This is a genomic window from Roseomonas sp. KE2513 (assembly GCF_016107305.1).
GTDB lineage: Bacteria > Pseudomonadota > Alphaproteobacteria > Acetobacterales > Acetobacteraceae > Roseomonas.
In genome coordinates this window covers 133764-148426 of record NZ_RCVR01000009.1, presented here as the reverse complement: position 1 = coordinate 148426, position 14663 = coordinate 133764, and the positions used below count along the sequence as shown (strand labels likewise).

14 protein-coding genes are annotated in these 14663 nt (G+C 72.9%); 8 read left to right on the top strand and 6 right to left on the bottom strand.

Features of this window, described 5'->3' with window-relative positions; all coding sequences use genetic code 11:
* Positions 1–215: 215 nt before the first annotated feature.
* The gene (locus D9599_RS11645) at positions 216–1184 is read left to right on the top strand and encodes a tripartite tricarboxylate transporter substrate binding protein (RefSeq protein WP_198381401.1); all 969 of its coding nucleotides are present in this window, start codon (positions 216–218) and stop codon (positions 1182–1184) included.
* A gap of 24 nt (positions 1185–1208) precedes the next feature.
* Here D9599_RS11645 and D9599_RS11640 read toward each other — a convergent pair whose 3' ends face one another.
* Complete coding sequence (locus tag D9599_RS11640; protein WP_198381400.1) at positions 1209–1664, bottom strand: DUF3237 domain-containing protein; 456 nt, start codon at positions 1662–1664, stop codon at positions 1209–1211.
* Complete coding sequence (locus tag D9599_RS11635; protein WP_232480391.1) at positions 1661–2221, bottom strand: HugZ family protein; 561 nt, start codon at positions 2219–2221, stop codon at positions 1661–1663. The genes D9599_RS11640 and D9599_RS11635 overlap by 4 nt, the downstream gene beginning before the upstream one ends.
* Positions 2222–2302: 81 nt before the next feature.
* Between D9599_RS11635 and D9599_RS11630 the strand changes: the two genes are divergently transcribed.
* From D9599_RS11630 to D9599_RS11620, 3 genes are all read left to right on the top strand, one after another.
* Positions 2303–3004 carry a response regulator transcription factor gene (locus D9599_RS11630; RefSeq protein ID WP_043835264.1) on the top strand — a complete coding sequence of 234 codons (702 nt, stop codon included), beginning with the start codon at positions 2303–2305 and terminating at the stop codon, positions 3002–3004.
* A 165-nt stretch (positions 3005–3169) separates the two neighbouring features.
* Positions 3170–4024 carry a c-type cytochrome gene (locus D9599_RS11625; protein ID WP_198381399.1) on the top strand — a complete coding sequence of 285 codons (855 nt, stop codon included), beginning with the start codon at positions 3170–3172 and terminating at the stop codon, positions 4022–4024.
* Between the two features lie 76 nt (positions 4025–4100).
* The gene (locus tag D9599_RS11620; RefSeq protein ID WP_198381398.1) at positions 4101–5786 is read left to right on the top strand and encodes a stimulus-sensing domain-containing protein; all 1686 of its coding nucleotides are present in this window, start codon (positions 4101–4103) and stop codon (positions 5784–5786) included.
* Positions 5787–5811: 25 nt separating this feature from the next.
* Here the strand turns inward: D9599_RS11620 and thrC are convergent, their stop codons facing one another.
* The gene (gene thrC, locus D9599_RS11615) at positions 5812–7215 is read right to left on the bottom strand and encodes a threonine synthase (RefSeq protein ID WP_198381397.1); all 1404 of its coding nucleotides are present in this window, start codon (positions 7213–7215) and stop codon (positions 5812–5814) included.
* Positions 7216–7265: 50 nt separating this feature from the next.
* Here thrC and D9599_RS11610 point away from each other — a divergent pair, with 50 nt between their 5' ends.
* A complete protein-coding gene (locus D9599_RS11610) occupies positions 7266–7940 on the top strand; it encodes a histidine phosphatase family protein (RefSeq protein ID WP_198381396.1) in 675 nt (224 codons plus the stop codon).
* Positions 7941–7949: 9 nt separating this feature from the next.
* On the opposite strand, the gene D9599_RS11605 is transcribed toward D9599_RS11610, so the two are convergent.
* Together D9599_RS11605 and purD are read right to left on the bottom strand one after the other, a co-directional pair.
* Entirely contained in the window at positions 7950–8876 is a 927-nt protein-coding gene (locus tag D9599_RS11605) for a hypothetical protein (protein ID WP_198381395.1), read from the bottom strand.
* A gap of 25 nt (positions 8877–8901) precedes the next feature.
* Positions 8902–10197, bottom strand: coding sequence for a phosphoribosylamine--glycine ligase (gene purD / locus D9599_RS11600; protein ID WP_198381394.1), 1296 nt, complete (start codon positions 10195–10197; stop codon positions 8902–8904).
* A gap of 253 nt (positions 10198–10450) precedes the next feature.
* On the opposite strand from purD, the gene D9599_RS11595 reads away from it, so the two are divergent.
* Both D9599_RS11595 and acs read left to right on the top strand, forming a co-directional pair.
* Positions 10451–10771: a hypothetical protein gene (locus D9599_RS11595; RefSeq protein WP_198381393.1), complete on the top strand. Its 321-nt coding sequence runs from the start codon at positions 10451–10453 to the stop codon at positions 10769–10771.
* Between the two features lie 155 nt (positions 10772–10926).
* The gene (gene acs, locus D9599_RS11590; protein ID WP_198381392.1) at positions 10927–12864 is read left to right on the top strand and encodes an acetate--CoA ligase; all 1938 of its coding nucleotides are present in this window, start codon (positions 10927–10929) and stop codon (positions 12862–12864) included.
* A gap of 22 nt (positions 12865–12886) precedes the next feature.
* Here acs and D9599_RS11585 read toward each other — a convergent pair whose 3' ends face one another.
* Positions 12887–13321: a MarR family transcriptional regulator gene (locus tag D9599_RS11585; RefSeq protein WP_309228614.1), complete on the bottom strand. Its 435-nt coding sequence runs from the start codon at positions 13319–13321 to the stop codon at positions 12887–12889.
* A gap of 64 nt (positions 13322–13385) precedes the next feature.
* Between D9599_RS11585 and D9599_RS11580 the strand changes: the two genes are divergently transcribed.
* On the top strand, positions 13386–14654 hold the full coding sequence (locus tag D9599_RS11580) for a flavin-dependent oxidoreductase (RefSeq protein ID WP_198381390.1): 1269 nt from the start codon (positions 13386–13388) through the stop codon (positions 14652–14654).
* The last annotated feature ends 9 nt before the right edge of the window (positions 14655–14663 follow it).

Here is a 14663-nt window from a genome sequence, read left to right as displayed (position 1 = left end):
TGCGTCGGACCAGGTTCTGAACCCCTTTCCCGTCTGGTTCCTTGTTGTGGCTGACGGGCGGCACTGCGTTCCGGCGCCTGCTGCTTCGAGGCCCGGCCGCCCCGTCTCCGCGTGGGGCGCCGACGCTTTCGGGGACGTAATCGGGGGGCGCTGCGGGAGCCGTGTTGTCGCACGATGTGGTAACAACACCGACAACAAGACAGGAGGATCGTTCCATGCCCGTGCTCCCCCGCCGTGCCGTCCTTGCCGGCGCCTCCCTGCTGCCCTTCGCGGCCCGCGCGGCGCTGCCCGACCGGCCGCTGCGAATCGTGCTCGGCTTTCCGCCGGGCAGCGGGCCGGACGTGGTGGCGCGGCTTCTGGCCGATGGGCTGAAGGGGGCCCTCCCGGCCGGGGTGGTGGTGGACAACAGGCCTGGGGCGGCCGGCGCGATCGCGGCGCAGGAGGTGGCACGGACAGCGACGCCTGACGGCACGACGCTGCTGCTGGGCGAGGTTGGGCAGCTCGCCATGGCGCCCAGCACCTATGCCCGGCTGAGCTATGACCCCGCGCGGGACTTCGCGCCGGTGGCCGAGGTCGCGGCGGTCGACTTTGCCTTCGTCGTGCCCGCCAGCGTGCCCGCGGGCAACTTCGCGGCCTATCTTGCCTGGGCGAAGGCGCAGCCCTCGGTCTTCATGGGAACCTTCGGGGCGGGGACGCCCGGGCATTTCGGGGCCGCCATCCTGGCCGCTGGCGCCGGGCTGAAGGCGGAGGCCGTACATTTCCGCTCCACCGGCGATGCCATGACGGCGGTGCTGGGCGGGTCGGTCCAGGGGATGTTCGGCACGGTGGCGCTGGTCGCGCCGCAGGTGCGGGACGGGCGGCTGAAGGCGCTGGCGGTAACGGGGCCCGAGCGTTCCGTGCTGCTGCCCGACGTGCCGAGCGTGCTGGAGCTGGGCCAGCCGGACCTGGCCTTCGACGCCTGGTTCGGGCTGGTCGCGCCCGCAGCGACCCCTGTGCCCCTCCGCGGCGAGCTGGAGGCGGCCGTGCTGCGCGCCCTGGCCGAGCCGGCGCTCCGGGCGCGGATGCAGGAAGCCGGGTTCCGCGTGGCGGCGAAGGGCCAGGAGGCCTTCGGGACGCTCATGCGGGAGGAGACCGCGCGCTGGGCCGGGGTGGTGAAGGCCACGGGGTTCCGCGCGATCGAGTGAGGGCGGGGCGGCCCGCCGGCACCCTCAGACGGCGAAGATCCGGATCCGCACGCTCTCCGGCTGCCGCTCCCCGAAGCCGAGGAAGAGGCTGCCGTGCAGCCAGGCATAGGCGGGGGAGGGGGTTTCGAAGACTGGCGCGGTGCGGAAGTAGACGCGCTCGGGCGGCACCGCCTCCCCGCGGAGAAGGCGGGCCATGTCCTCGGGCGCGGCGCGGCGGAGGCCGCGGTTGACGACATGCACGAGGGCGCCGTCCGCGAGGCGGACCGTGTAGCGGGCCTCGATCTCGGTGACGCCGTCGGGGCGGATGAGCTGGGTGTCGGTGCCGCCCGGAAGCAGCTCGCCCTCGAGCCGCGGCCCAGTGACGCGGCCGCCGAGGATAGGGACGACCCGGCGCTCGCCGCCGGGCACGGCGCCGATGACGATGGGGGCGGCGACGGTGCAGTCGACCTGCCCGACGAAATCCTCGGGGCGGCCGGTCACGGCACGCCCTCCGGGTCCGGTTCCGGCCCTGTTGCGGCGGGCGCTCCCTCGCCCGGCGCGGAGCGGAGGTCGGCCGCGCGGAGGCGATGCGCCCGGGCGAAGCCGAGCACCATCTGCCCGCCCATGGGCATGATCCGCCAGAGGCCGAAATCGGCGAAGTCGGCGTAGAGCTCGGCATAGGGATGGCGGGCGAGCCAGACCGCCTTCAGGCCAGGGTCCTCGATCCGCTCCGCAAGGCCGGTGACGGTGACGCGGGGAGTGGTCTGTGGGTTGGGCCCCTCGGGTTCCCCGAGGAAAAGAAGGGAGCAGCGGGGATCGTGCATGAGCTGGCGCGTGTGCTCCGAGAGGGTGGAGAGCCAGAGCAGCACCGCGCCGTCCTCCGCGACGGCGGGGGTGACGAGGGAGGCGTAGGGCTGCCCGCCCTCGGCCACGGTCGCGAGGGTGGCGGAGGACGCGCCGCGCATCAGGGCGCGGGCAGCGGGGCCGCGCTCCTCGGCCGGTGCGGCGGAGGACGGCGGCTCCTCCGGCATGCTGTCTCCCGATTCACGGCTTGCCATGGCATCCTCCCGCCACATTCGAGCTTCATATGGGCGGCCCCGATGGGGCCGCCGTCCCCGACAGGCCTGTAAGGACGACCGATGCCGCACACCATCGCCCTGGTGGATGACGACCGCAACATCCTCACCTCGGTCTCCATGACGCTGGAGCAGGAGGGGTTCACGGTCCGCACCTATACCGACGGGGAGAGCGCACTGCAGGGCCTGCTGGCGCGGCCGGTGGACCTCGCGGTGCTCGACATCAAGATGCCGCGGATGGACGGGATGGAGCTGCTGCAGCGCCTGCGCCAGCGCAGCGGCATGCCCGTGATTTTCCTCACCTCCAAGGACGACGAGTTGGACGAGCTGATGGGGCTGCGCCTGGGCGCGGACGACTACATCACCAAGCCCTTCTCCCAGCGCCTGCTGCTGGAGCGGATCCGCACGCTGCTGCGGCGGAACGAGGCGAGCCGGGCGGAGGGATCGGGCACCCCCCAGGGCGGCGTGATCGCGCGGGGCGACCTCGTGCTGGACGAGACGAAGCATACCTGCACCTGGAAGGGCCAGCAGGTGCAGCTGACGGTGACCGAGTTCCTGCTCGTGAAGGCGCTGGCAACGCGGCCGGGCATGGTGAAGAACCGCGACCAGCTGATCGACGCCGCCTATGGCGAGAATATCTACGTGGACGACCGCACGATCGACAGCCACGTCAAGCGCGTGCGGAAGAAGTTCCGGGCGGTGGACGACAGCTTCGGGCAGATCGAGACGCTCTACGGGATTGGATACCGCTACAAGGAGGCCTGAAAGCGGCGGGCTCCACCCCGGCGCGAGACGCCGGCTGATGTTGCTGCGCAACACCCTTCAAAATATTTTTTGAGCGGTTATGCAATTTTTTGCTCCCGGCGATTGCCGTGGCACGCTCGTGTCCGGGAAACGCAACGGCTCTCTGGCAGCACGGGAGAAAGCAGCATGTCCGCCTGCTCGCGCATTCGCTGGTTCATCGCGGCCCTTCTGGCCGTCGGCGGCACGGCGGTCGCGCAACCCTTGCCGGATCCGGTGGCGCGCGGCCGCTACCTCGTCGAAACCGTCGCCGCCTGCGGCAACTGCCACACACCGCAGGGGCCGGGGGGCAACCTGCCGGGCATGACACTCGCGGGCGGCTTCGTCTTCGACGAGCCGCCGTTCCGAGCCGTCTCGCCCAACATCACGCCGGATCCGGAGACGGGCATCGGTCGCTGGACGGACGCGCAGCTCATCCGCGCCATCCGCGAGGGCAAGCGGCCGGATGGGACGACGATCGGCCCGCCCATGCCGTTCGAGCTCTATCGAGGACTGTCGGACGCGGATGTTGCGGCGATGGTCGCCTATCTCCGCACCGTGCCGCCCGTTCGGAACGCGGTGGCGCGGAGCGAGTACCGCATCCCGCTGCCGCCCGCCTATGGACCGCCCGTCGGGAGCGTGGCCGCGCCGGCGGACGACCCCGTGGCGCGCGGGCGCTACATCGCCGGTCCCCTCGGGCACTGCGTGGAGTGCCACACGCCGATGGGCGAGGGCGGCCGCCGGGACTGGTCGAAGGTGGGTGGCGGCGGGCAGACCTTCGAAGGGCCCTGGGGCGTGTCGGTCGCGCGCAACATCACGCCGCACCCGGAGGCGGGCATCGGCCGCTGGAGCGACGCCGAGATCATCCGGGCCGTGACAAAGGGCGTCTCGGCCGATGGGCGCCAGCTCTTCCCGCCGATGGGCTATGCCTACTACGCGGGCGCGAGCGAGGCGGACCTGCGCGACCTCGTCGCCTATCTCCGCTCCCTGCCGCCGGTGCCCTGAGCGGCGGCGGGGCGCGCCACGAGCCTGCCCTCATCCTGGCCTCACCCCGCCACCGATTCCGCTCTATGCTGGGCCCATGCCGGATGCCAGCGGACCCGTCACGACAGACCTGCCCCCGCCCGTTCCTATGGAGCGGCGGGCCGAGGGGCGGCGCTTCTCGCCGCTGCTGCGGCGCATCCTCCTCGTCAACATGCTGCCGCCCTTCCTGCTGGTGGCGACGCTCCTCTACCTCGACCAGTACCAGGACGGGCTGCTGGCCGCGGAGGTGCAGGGGCTGCGCACCCAGGCGCGCATCTACGCGAACGGCATCGCGGAGGCCGGGGTTCGAATCCAGGACGACCGCGCGACCCTCGTGCCCGAGACTGCCCGCCCCCTGCTGCGGCGGCTGACGGAGCCGAGCACGGGCACCCAGGCGAAGCTCTTCGACAACAACGGCCTGCTGGTGGCCGACAGCCGCGTGCGGGAAGGACCGGGCGGCGCCATCGTGACCGAGCCGCTGCCGCCGCCGAGCCAGCCCGGCCCGGTCGCGGGAACCATCGGGCGCGTCTACGAGCGGCTTCTCGACTGGCTGCCGCGCCCGCGGGTGCGCGGCCCCGCCGTGGTGGTGGACGAGACGCCCGACGCCCCCTCCTTCGACTGGCAGCCCGATCTCGGCCCCGACCGGCGGGAGGAGCTGCGCCTGGCGCTGGAAGGCGGCGTGAATCCCTATGTGCGGCGCACGGCGGACGGGCGGCTGCTCGTCTCGGTCGCCGAGCCGGCGCGGCGCGCGAACCAGCCCGTCGGCATCGTGCTGCTGACCCGCGAGGCGCGGGAAGTGGACCAGCGGGTAATGGAGATCCGGGGCTCGGTCCTCGCGCTCTTCGCCATGGCGCTGGCGATCACCGTCGCGCTCTCGCTCTATCTCACGCGCACCCTCGCCTCGCCGATGTTGGAGCTGGCGGGCTCCGCGGCCTCGATGCGGCAGGGCAAGGGGCGGGGCGGGTCGGTGCCGGCGCCGCTCATGGCGCGGCAGGACGAGATCGGCATCCTGGCGCGGGCCCTGCAGAGCGGCACGAACGCCCTCTGGGCGCGCGTGGACGCGAACGAGCGCTTCGCGGCGGATGTCGCGCACGAGCTGCGCAACCCGCTGACCTCCGTGCGCTCGGCGATCGAGACGCTGCGGCGCGTCGGGGATCCCGAGCAGCAGAAGCGCCTGCTGGCGATCATCGCGGAGGACGCGGTGCGGATGGACCGGCTGATCGGCGACATCGCCGACAGCTCCCGGGTCGATGCCGAGCTATCGCGCACGGTATCGGAGCCGGTGGACATCGCACCCATCCTCTCGACGCTCGCGGAACTGCAGGTGGCGACGCGGGGGGAGAACGATCCCTCCGTGGAACTGGACGCGCCCGCCACCCTCGTGGTCAGGGGCGTGGAGGGGCGGCTGGTGCAGGTGCTGCGGAACCTCCTCGGCAACGCGCTCTCCTTCTCGCCGCCCGGCGGTAAGGTGCGGGTGCGGGCGAGGGCGACCGGCGCGGTGGCCGAGATCGCCATCGAGGACGAGGGGCCCGGCATCCCCGAGGCAAAGCTCGAAGGGATCTTCGACCGCTTCTACTCCGAGCGGCCGCAGGGCGAGCGCTTCGGGCAGCACTCCGGCCTCGGCCTGTCGATCTCCCGTCAGATCGTCGAAGCGCTCGGCGGGCGGATCATGGCGGAGAACCGGCGCAACCCGGACGGGAGCGTGGCCGGGGCACGCTTCGTGGTGCGCCTGCCGGTGGCCTGAGAGGCGTCACCGGCGCCCCCGCTGCTCAGGCCGCGTTCCGCCGCGCATGGGCCCGGACCGCGGCCTCGATCGAGGCAAGGTCGTTCGGCAGCACCGTGAAGCGTTCCTCGCGCTCGTAGAGGTCCGCCATATGGGGCGGCAGGGCCGGGCGGGTGCCCGTCGCCTTTTCCACCGCGTCCGGGAACTTCGCGGGGTGGGCGGTGGCGGCGACGATGATCGGCGTGGCGCGGTTGTCGGGCGGGTTGGCGTGGCTGGCCGCGGTGCCGGCGGCCGTATGGGGGTCGGCGGCGTAGCCCTGGGCGTGCAGGCGGCGCATCTCCTCGACCGTTTCCTCGTCCGAGACCGCGTGGGCGCGGAAGAGGGCGGTCGCCTCGCGCCAGGCGGCGTCGGGCACCGGCATGGCGCCGGTCTCGCGGAAAGCGCGCATGGTGGCGGCCGTGCGCGCGCCGTCGCGGTGGAGAAGCTCGAAGAGCAGGCGCTCGAAGTTGGAGGAGACCTGGATATCCATGCTCGGCGAGAGGCTGGGCGCCACGGGCCGGGCCGTCATGTCGTTCGCGCCGATGAAGCGGGCGAGGATGTCGTTGCGGTTGGCGCCGATGATCAGGGTGGAGATCGGCAGGCCCATGGCGCGCGCGGCCCAGGCGGCGAAGACGTTGCCGAAATTGCCGGTGGGCACGCTGAAGGCAACTTCGCGGCCCGGCGCGCCGAGCGCGAGGGCGCTGGCAACGTAGTAGGGGATCTGCGCCGCGATGCGCGCCCAGTTGATGGAGTTGACGGCCGAGAGGTTCATCTCCGCGCGGAAGGGCGCGTCGTTGAACATGGCCTTCACCAGGTCCTGGCAGGTGTCGAAGTCGCCGTGAACCGCGAGGTTCTTCACGTTGGGCGAGAGCACCGTGGTCATCTGCCGGCGCTGCACCGCGCTCGTCCGGCCCTCGGGGTGGAGGATGACGATGTCGAGGTTCCGGCGGTCGCGGCACGCCTCGATCGCCGCGGAGCCCGTGTCGCCAGAGGTGGCGCCGACGATCGTGATGCGCTCCCCGCGCCGGGCCAGCACGTGGTCGAACATGCGGCCGAGGAGCTGGAGGGCGAAGTCCTTGAAGGCGAGGGTGGGGCCGTGGAACAGCTCGAGGGCGAAGCGGCGCTCGTCGAGCTGCACCAGAGGAGCCACGGCCGGGGTGTTGAAGCCGGCATAGGCGTCGCGGCACATGGCCAGCAGGACGCCCTCTTCGAAGGTATTGCCGGTGAAGCGGGAGATGATGTCTGCGGCCAGCTCCGGATAGGGCAGGCCTCGCAGTCCCTCCCACTCGGCGGGGGTAAGGGTGGGCCAGGTTTCCGGCAGGAAGAGGCCGCCATCCTCGGCCAGGCCGGCGAGGAGCACGGCCTCGAAGGAGCGGGGGGCGGCCTCGCCGCGGGTGGAGACGTAGCGCATGGGCGGGGGCTTAGCGGAAAGCCGGGGCGGCCGGAATGGCGGAAGGGCGCATGGGTGCCCCGTTCGCCGGCGCGGCGTGGCAGGATGCGCGGATGATCCGGCGCGCGCTGCTCCTCCTCCTCGCCCCGCTGCCCGCCGTGGCGGCCGAGCTCACCCCTCTGCGGCCGGGCATGCGGGAGGGTGACGCGCTGGTGGCCCGGCTGCGCGCGGGCGGGCTGGTGCTCTTCCTCCGCCACGCCGACACGCGCGGCGAGCCCTGCGACCGCTCCTTCCGGGTGGATGATCGCGAGGGCCAGCGCAACATCTCCCGCGCAGGGCGCGGGCAGGCGGCGTCGATCGGCCAGCGGCTGGAGGAACTCGGGATCCCCGTCGAAACCCCGGTGCTGGCGGGCCCGGTCTTCCGCGCCCGCGACACGGCCGAGGCCGCTTTCGGCGCCGCCCAGGTGCGCGTCACCGACGAGTTGCTGGCCGACGACTATGCCGGCGGGCGGCTGGCGGAGGTGATCGAGGGGCACCGCCGCCTGCTCTCCTCCCCCGTGGCGGCGGGGGCGAACCGGGTGCTGGTCGGGCATCGCACGCCGCTGATCATGGCGCTCGGCGAGGTGGTCGGCGGCCAGGCGCTGCCGGAAGGGGCGCTGGCGGTGGTCTCGCCCGGCAGCCCCGCGCGCGTGCTGGGCATCCTGGAACTGGCGCCGCTGCCGGGCGGCGGCTTCCACGGCTGCTGAAGGGGCCGCTTACCCGAAGAGGCCCGGACGTCCGGGAAGCCGGTCCGTCACCCCGGCTGAGCGGGGGTTCCACCACCAGCGGCCGCGCGGCCCGACCACCACCCCCGCCTGGTGTCGCGGCCCCGGGGAATAGCGGGCTGCGCCCGCGAGGATGGCGGCGCCGTGCGCTGTGGGCAGGTGCGGCGCCTCCCGCGTGAGGAGCCGGCGCGTGCCGGTGGAGAGGCGCGTCACCACGTCGCGGAGGATGAGGTCGGTCAGGTGGAACACCGGATCGGCAGCGCGCAGGTGGCGCATCAGCGGCCCCTCGCCGGTGACGCCTTCGGCCGCGGCGCGCATCACGAGGCGCTCGGTCATGCCCAACCCGTCAGTCACCCAGGGCAGGTCCTGCAGGTGGCGCCGCATGGCGCGGGCGAGGTGCGGCAGGGGCAGGGCGCGGCGGGAGAGGCGGTCGAGCGCGCTGGGATCCTCCGCCGCGAAGGCATCCCAGGCCTCGGCGCCGGCCTCGACGGTGGACCAGGGGAGGGGCTGCGGGGCCAGGGACTCCAGCTCGTCCTGCGGCATCTCGGCGAAAGGGCGCTCGCCGTCGGAGGGCACCAGCCAGAGGCGCCCCGCCAGTGCGGGCCAGCCCGCGAGCACCGAGAGCACGCGGATCAGCACGGCCTGATCCCAGAGGTCGTGCTCGAACCAGAGCAGCACGCGGTCGTACTGGGGCAGCTCGCGCAGCGCCGCGTATTCCGCCCCCAGCCGCGCGCGGACGGCGGCCGCGCCATGGGCGTAGTGGCCGGCGACGAAGCCCGCGCGGCGGGAAACGTAGCCCTCCAGGAACTCGCCGTGCACCGGGCCTTGGCAGACCGGGTCGGCGATGGTGAAGTAGGTGCCGGGCACCCGGCCCCGCAGGTCGTCCCCGCAGCGGATGGAGGCGGTGGAGCCCGTCACGGCGCGCGCCCCGTCGGCGCGGCGATCATAAGGCCGCCCCCAGGGATGCGGCGCCGAGGGCCCGGTGCGCGATATCGCGCCGGCAGAAGCCGCCGGGCCAGTCGAGCGCGTCCACGGCGGCATAGGCGGCCTCGCGCGCCGCGCGGAGGTCGCGGGCGGTGGCGCCGATGCCCAGCACCCTCCCGCCCGAGGCTACCACCGAGCCGTCCGGCCCGCGGGCGGTGCCGGCGTGGAAGACGCGAACGCCGGGGATGCTGGCCGCGGCCTCCAGCCCGCCGATCGGCTCGCCCTTGGCGACGAGGCCCGGATAGCCGCGGGCCGCGACCACCACGACGAGCGACGGGTTCGCCGACCAGCGCAGCGAGATGCCGGAAAGGTCCCCCGCCGCCGAGGCGGCGAGGGCGGGGAGGAGGTCGCTCTCGAGGCGCAGCATCAGCGCCTGGCACTCCGGGTCGCCGAAGCGGACGTTGAACTCGATCACGCGCGGGCCGGTCGCGGTCAGCATCAGGCCGACGAAGAGCACGCCGCGGAAGGGCGCGCCGCGCCGGGCCATCTCCGCCAGCACGGGCTCCACGACGCGGGCCATCACCTCGTCGCGCATGGCATCCGTGAAAGCGGGGGAGGGGGAGTAGGCGCCCATGCCGCCCGTGTTCGGGCCGGTGTCGCCCTCGCCCACGCGCTTGTGGTCCTGGGCGGCGGCGAGCGGGATGGCGCGGGTGCCGTCGCAGAGGGCGAAGAAGGAGGCCTCCTCCCCCATCATGCACTCCTCGATCACGACGCTGGCCCCGGCCTCGCCGTGGACGCGGCTTTCCATGATGTCGGCGATGGCGGCCTCCGCCTCCTCGACCGTGGCCGCCACCACCACGCCCTTGCCCGCGGCCAGGCCGTCGGCCTTCACCACGACGGGGGCGCCCTGGGCGCGGACATGGTCGCGGGCGGCGGCGGGGTCCTCGAAGCGGGCCCAGGCGGCGGTGGGCGCGCGGGCGGCGTCCAGCACCTCCTTGGTGAAGGTCTTGGACCCCTCCAGCCGGGCTGCGGCGGCGCTGGGGCCGAAGCAGGGGATGCCGGCGACGGCGAGGGTATCGGCCAGGCCCAGGGTCAGCGGCGCCTCGGGGCCGACGACGACGAGGTCCACCGCCCGCTCCCGCGCGAAGGCGACGAGGGCCTCGATGCTCTCGGCCCCGATCGGCACGCACTCCGCCAGGGCGGCGATGCCGGGGTTGCCCGGGGCGCACCAGAGCTTCGTGAGGGTCGGGCTGCGGGCGATCTTCCACGCCAGGGCGTGCTCGCGGCCGCCGCCGCCGACCAGAAGAACCTTCATGCGTGCGACCATCCCTGAAACCGAGGCGCGGCGGGAAGTGGCCCCCGCGGGCTCCCTTCTATTTTTCCCGGGCCGCGGGGGCCAGGGGTGGCGCGCGGGGGAGCCCTCCCGTGCGCCAGCCGGGGTCATTACCGCGCGAGGCGTAACGAAAAGCCCCCTTGGCGCCGCATTCCCGTCGCCACCCTGCCCGTTTCCCCGCGTTGAATGCTCAGGTGGAGGGCCCTTTCGGCCCGCCCGAAGAGAGGAATGCACAATGCAGGGCAGTCTCGCTCGTCTCGGTTCCTGGGGACGCCGGTTCCTGGTGCTGGGCGCGCTGTTCGGCGCGCCGCTCCTGGCGGCCGCCCCTGCGGCGCAGGCCCAGGTCGCGCCCGCCGTCGCCGTCCTGGGTCCGGCAGCACCGGTTCAGGCCATCCCCGTGCAGTATTACGGACCGCCGCGCGGCTATTACCGCGGCCGGGGCCACTGGCGCCGCCCGCCGCCCGGCTACTATCGCCGGCCGGAGGCCCGCCGCTACTACGGTCCGCCGCGTCGCTTCGCCGGTCCGCCGCGCCCCTACGCCTACCGCTACCGTTAAGGGTGGCCGGCCAGGGAGGGGCGCGGCCCTCCCTGTGCCGTTGTGAGCCGCCGGCCGGAGCAGGGAAGGCCCCCCGCCCCACCGCTTCCGGCGCTTGACGCCCCGCGCGTGAGCGCGACGATGGCACTCGAAGGGCAAAGCCCCGGAGGAGCGCCATGACCGACCAGACCCTGATCCCCGTGAAGCCCGAGATTGCCGCTGGCAGCCACGTCGATGCCGCCCGGCGCGAGGCGATGGTGGCCGAGGCCGCGCGCGACCCGGAGGGCTTCTGGCGCCGCGAGATGGGCCGCATTGCCTGGATGAAGGCGCCCAGCCGCATCAAGAACACGAGCTTCGAGGGCGACGTCTCCATCAAGTGGTTCGAGGACGGGGTGCTGAACATCAGCGAGTCCTGCCTTGACCGCCACGTGGAGGGCGGGCGCGGCGACCAGGTGGCGATCATCTGGGAAGGGGACGACCCGAACTCGGACACGAAGGTCACCTATCGTGACCTGCTGGCCCGTGTCTGCCGGCTGGCCAATGCGCTGAAGTCCCTCGGCGTGCGCCGGGGCGACCGCGTCTCGATCTACCTGCCGATGATCGTCGAATCGGCCGTCGCCATGCTCGCCTGCGCGCGGGTGGGGGCCATCCACTCGATCATCTTCGGCGGCTTCTCCCCAGACAGCCTCGCCAGCCGCATCCAGGACTGCGAGAGCACGCTGCTGATCACGGCCGACGAGGGCCGGCGCGGCGGCCGCACCGTGCCGCTGAAGGCGAATGCCGACGAGGCGCTGAAGTCCTGCCCGACGGTGAAGTCCGTCATCGTCGCCCGCAACACGGGGGGCAAGGTGGAGATGCAGGAGGGGCGCGACCACGACTGGGAGACGCTCTGCAACGCGCAATCCGCCGAGTGCGCGCCCGAGCCGATGGGGGCGGAGGACCCGCTCTTCATCCTCTACACCTCCGGCTCCACCGGGAAGCCCAAGGGCGTGCTGCACACGACCGGCGGCTACGCCGTCTGGGCCTCCTTCACGCATGAGCTGGTCTTCGACTATCGCCCGGGTGAGGTCTACTGGTGCACGGCCGATGTGGGCTGGGTGACCGGCCACACCTACATCGTTTACGGCCCGCTCGCGAACGGCGCGACGACGCTCATGTTCGAGGGCGTGCCGAACTGGCCTGACAGCAGCCGCTTCTGGCGGGTGATCGACAAGCACGGGGTGAACATCTTCTACACCGCCCCCACCGCCATCCGTGCCCTGATGCGGGAGGGCGAGGGGCCGGTGAAGGGGACCTCCCGCCAGTCGCTCCGCATCCTCGGCAGCGTCGGCGAGCCGATCAATCCCGAGGCCTGGCTCTGGTACTACCGCGTGGTCGGCGACGAGCGCTGCCCGGTCGTCGATACTTGGTGGCAGACCGAGACGGGCGGCATCCTCATCTCGCCGTTGCCGGGCGCCGTCGCGCAGAAGCCGGGCTCGGCCACCCTGCCGCTGCCCGGCGTGTTTCCGGCGCTGGTGGACAACGAGGGGGCGCCGCTGGAGGGGGCGACCGAGGGCAACCTCGTGATCACCGACAGCTGGCCGGGCCAGATGCGCACCGTGTTCCGCGACCACGAGCGCTTCGTCCAGACCTATTTCTCCACCTTCCCCGGCAAGTACTTCACCGGCGACGGCGCGCGGCGCGACGAGGACGGCTACTGGTGGATCACAGGGCGTGTGGACGACGTGCTCAACGTTTCCGGCCACCGCATGGGCACGGCGGAGATCGAGAGCGCGCTGGTGGCCCACCCGAAGGTCGCCGAGGCCGCCGTCGTCGGCATGCCGCACGAGATCAAGGGCCAGGGCATCTACGCCTATGTCACCCTCAACGCCGATGAGGAGCCGACCGAGGCGCTGAGGAAGGAGCTCGTCGCCTGGGTGCGGCGCGAGATCGGGCCGATCGCCAGCCCGGACGCCATCCAGTGGGCGCCGGGCCTGCCCAAGACCCGTTCGGGCAAGATCATGCGCCGCATCCTGCGCAAGATCGCCGCGAACGAGACGGACAGTCTCGGCGACACCTCCACCCTCGCCGACCCCACCGTGGTGCAGGACCTCATCGGCAACCGCGTGGGGTAACCCCGCCCGAGCCGCGCCCGGCTTACTGGCCGGGCGCGAGCCGATCGAGAAGGCGGGCGAGCGCCTGGGTCTCGGCCGCGCTCAGCCCACCGGTGATCCGCCCCTCATGCGCGTCGAGCAGCGGGCGGAGCCGGCCGAGCGCGTCCAGCCCCGCCGGGGTGGCATGAAGTTCCAGGCTGCGGCGGTCGGCGCCGGTCCGCCGCTCCAGCAATCCCCGCTCCTCCAGCCGGTCGAGCAGGGGCGCCGCGCGGGAACGGCCGTGGCCCATGGCCTCCGCCAGATGCGCCGGGGCGATCCCGGGATTGGCCCCGACGAGCGAAAGGGCTGCCAGCAGCGGCGGGGTAAAGCCGTGCGGGCGCAGTGCCTCTTCGAGGTCGCGGATGACTCGGCGATAGGCCCGCTTTAACCCGTATGACACCGTGCCGGCCAGAAGCCCGTGGCCGCCCGGCCCACCCACATCGTTCAACTGTTGAACCTTCCCTCGCGCGGTGCCAACATCCGGCAAAATGGAGGAGACGGCCATGCGCGTGATCATCTCGGGCGGTGGGATCGGCGGCCTCACCCTGGCCATGGCGCTGCACCAGGCGGGGATTGAGGCAGAGGTCCACGAGGCCGTCGCCATGCCCAAGCCGCTCGGCGTCGGCATCAACCTTCTGCCCCATGCCGTGCGGGAACTCACGGAACTCGGCCTCGGCGAGCGCGTCCTCGCGGCCGGCGTCCCGACGCGGGAGCTGCTCTATGCCACGAGGCGCGGCGAGGAGGTCTGGCGCGAGGACCGCGGCCTGACCGCCGGCTACCGCTGGCCGCAGGTGAGCATCCACCGCGGCACCCTCTTCATGCTGCTGCTCGAGGCGGCGCGGGAGCGGCTGGGGGATGCCATCCATCTCGGCTCTCGCGGGATATCAGCCGAATCGGGTGCTGACAGCGCCGTGCTGCACCTGGAGGGCGGCGGCGCGGCGCGCGGCGACGTGGTGGTGGCCGCGGACGGCATCCACAGCGCCATCCGCGCCGCCTGGCACCCGCATGAGGGCGCGCCCCGCTGGAACGGCAGCCTGATGTGGCGCGCGGTGGCCGAGCATCCCGGCTATCTCACCGGCCGGACCATGGTGCAGGCAGGGACGAGCGATCTTAAGTTCGTCTGCTACCCCATTCGCGAGGCGACGGCGGACCGCCCCGCGCTGGTCAACTTCATTGCCGAGAGGCGGATGGACCCGAACACACACTGGGCGCGGGAGGACTGGAACCGCCCCGGCCGGATCGAGGACTTCCTGCCCGATTTCGCGGACTGGCAATGGCCCTGGCTCTCCGTCCCCTCCCTGATCCGCGCCGCGCCGGATGTCTGGGAGTTCCCGATGGTGGACCGCGACCCCTTGCCGGAATGGACGCGCGGCCGCGTGACCCTGCTCGGCGACGCCGCCCACCCGATGTACCCGATCGGCTCCAACGGCGCCTCTCAGGGAATCCTCGACGCCCGCACCCTGGCCTTCCACCTCGCGAGCACGGGCAATGCGGTGGCGGGCCTCCGGGCCTATGAGGAAGAGCGCCGCCCGGCCACGGCCGCCCTCGTGCAGGCCGCGCGCGGCCAGGGGCCGGACCTCGTGCTGGATCTCGCGGAGAGCCGGGCGCCGGCGGGCTTCGCGGCCGTCGGCGGGCGGGAGGCGGTGCTGCCACTGGCGGAGCTGGAGGAGATCGCGCTCGGCTACAAGCGCAAGGCGGGCTTCGACCCCGTGCTGCTGAACGCGCGCCCGAGCCTCTCCGCGCGCCTCGGGGACGCGGCCCTCCCGCGCTGATCAGAGAAG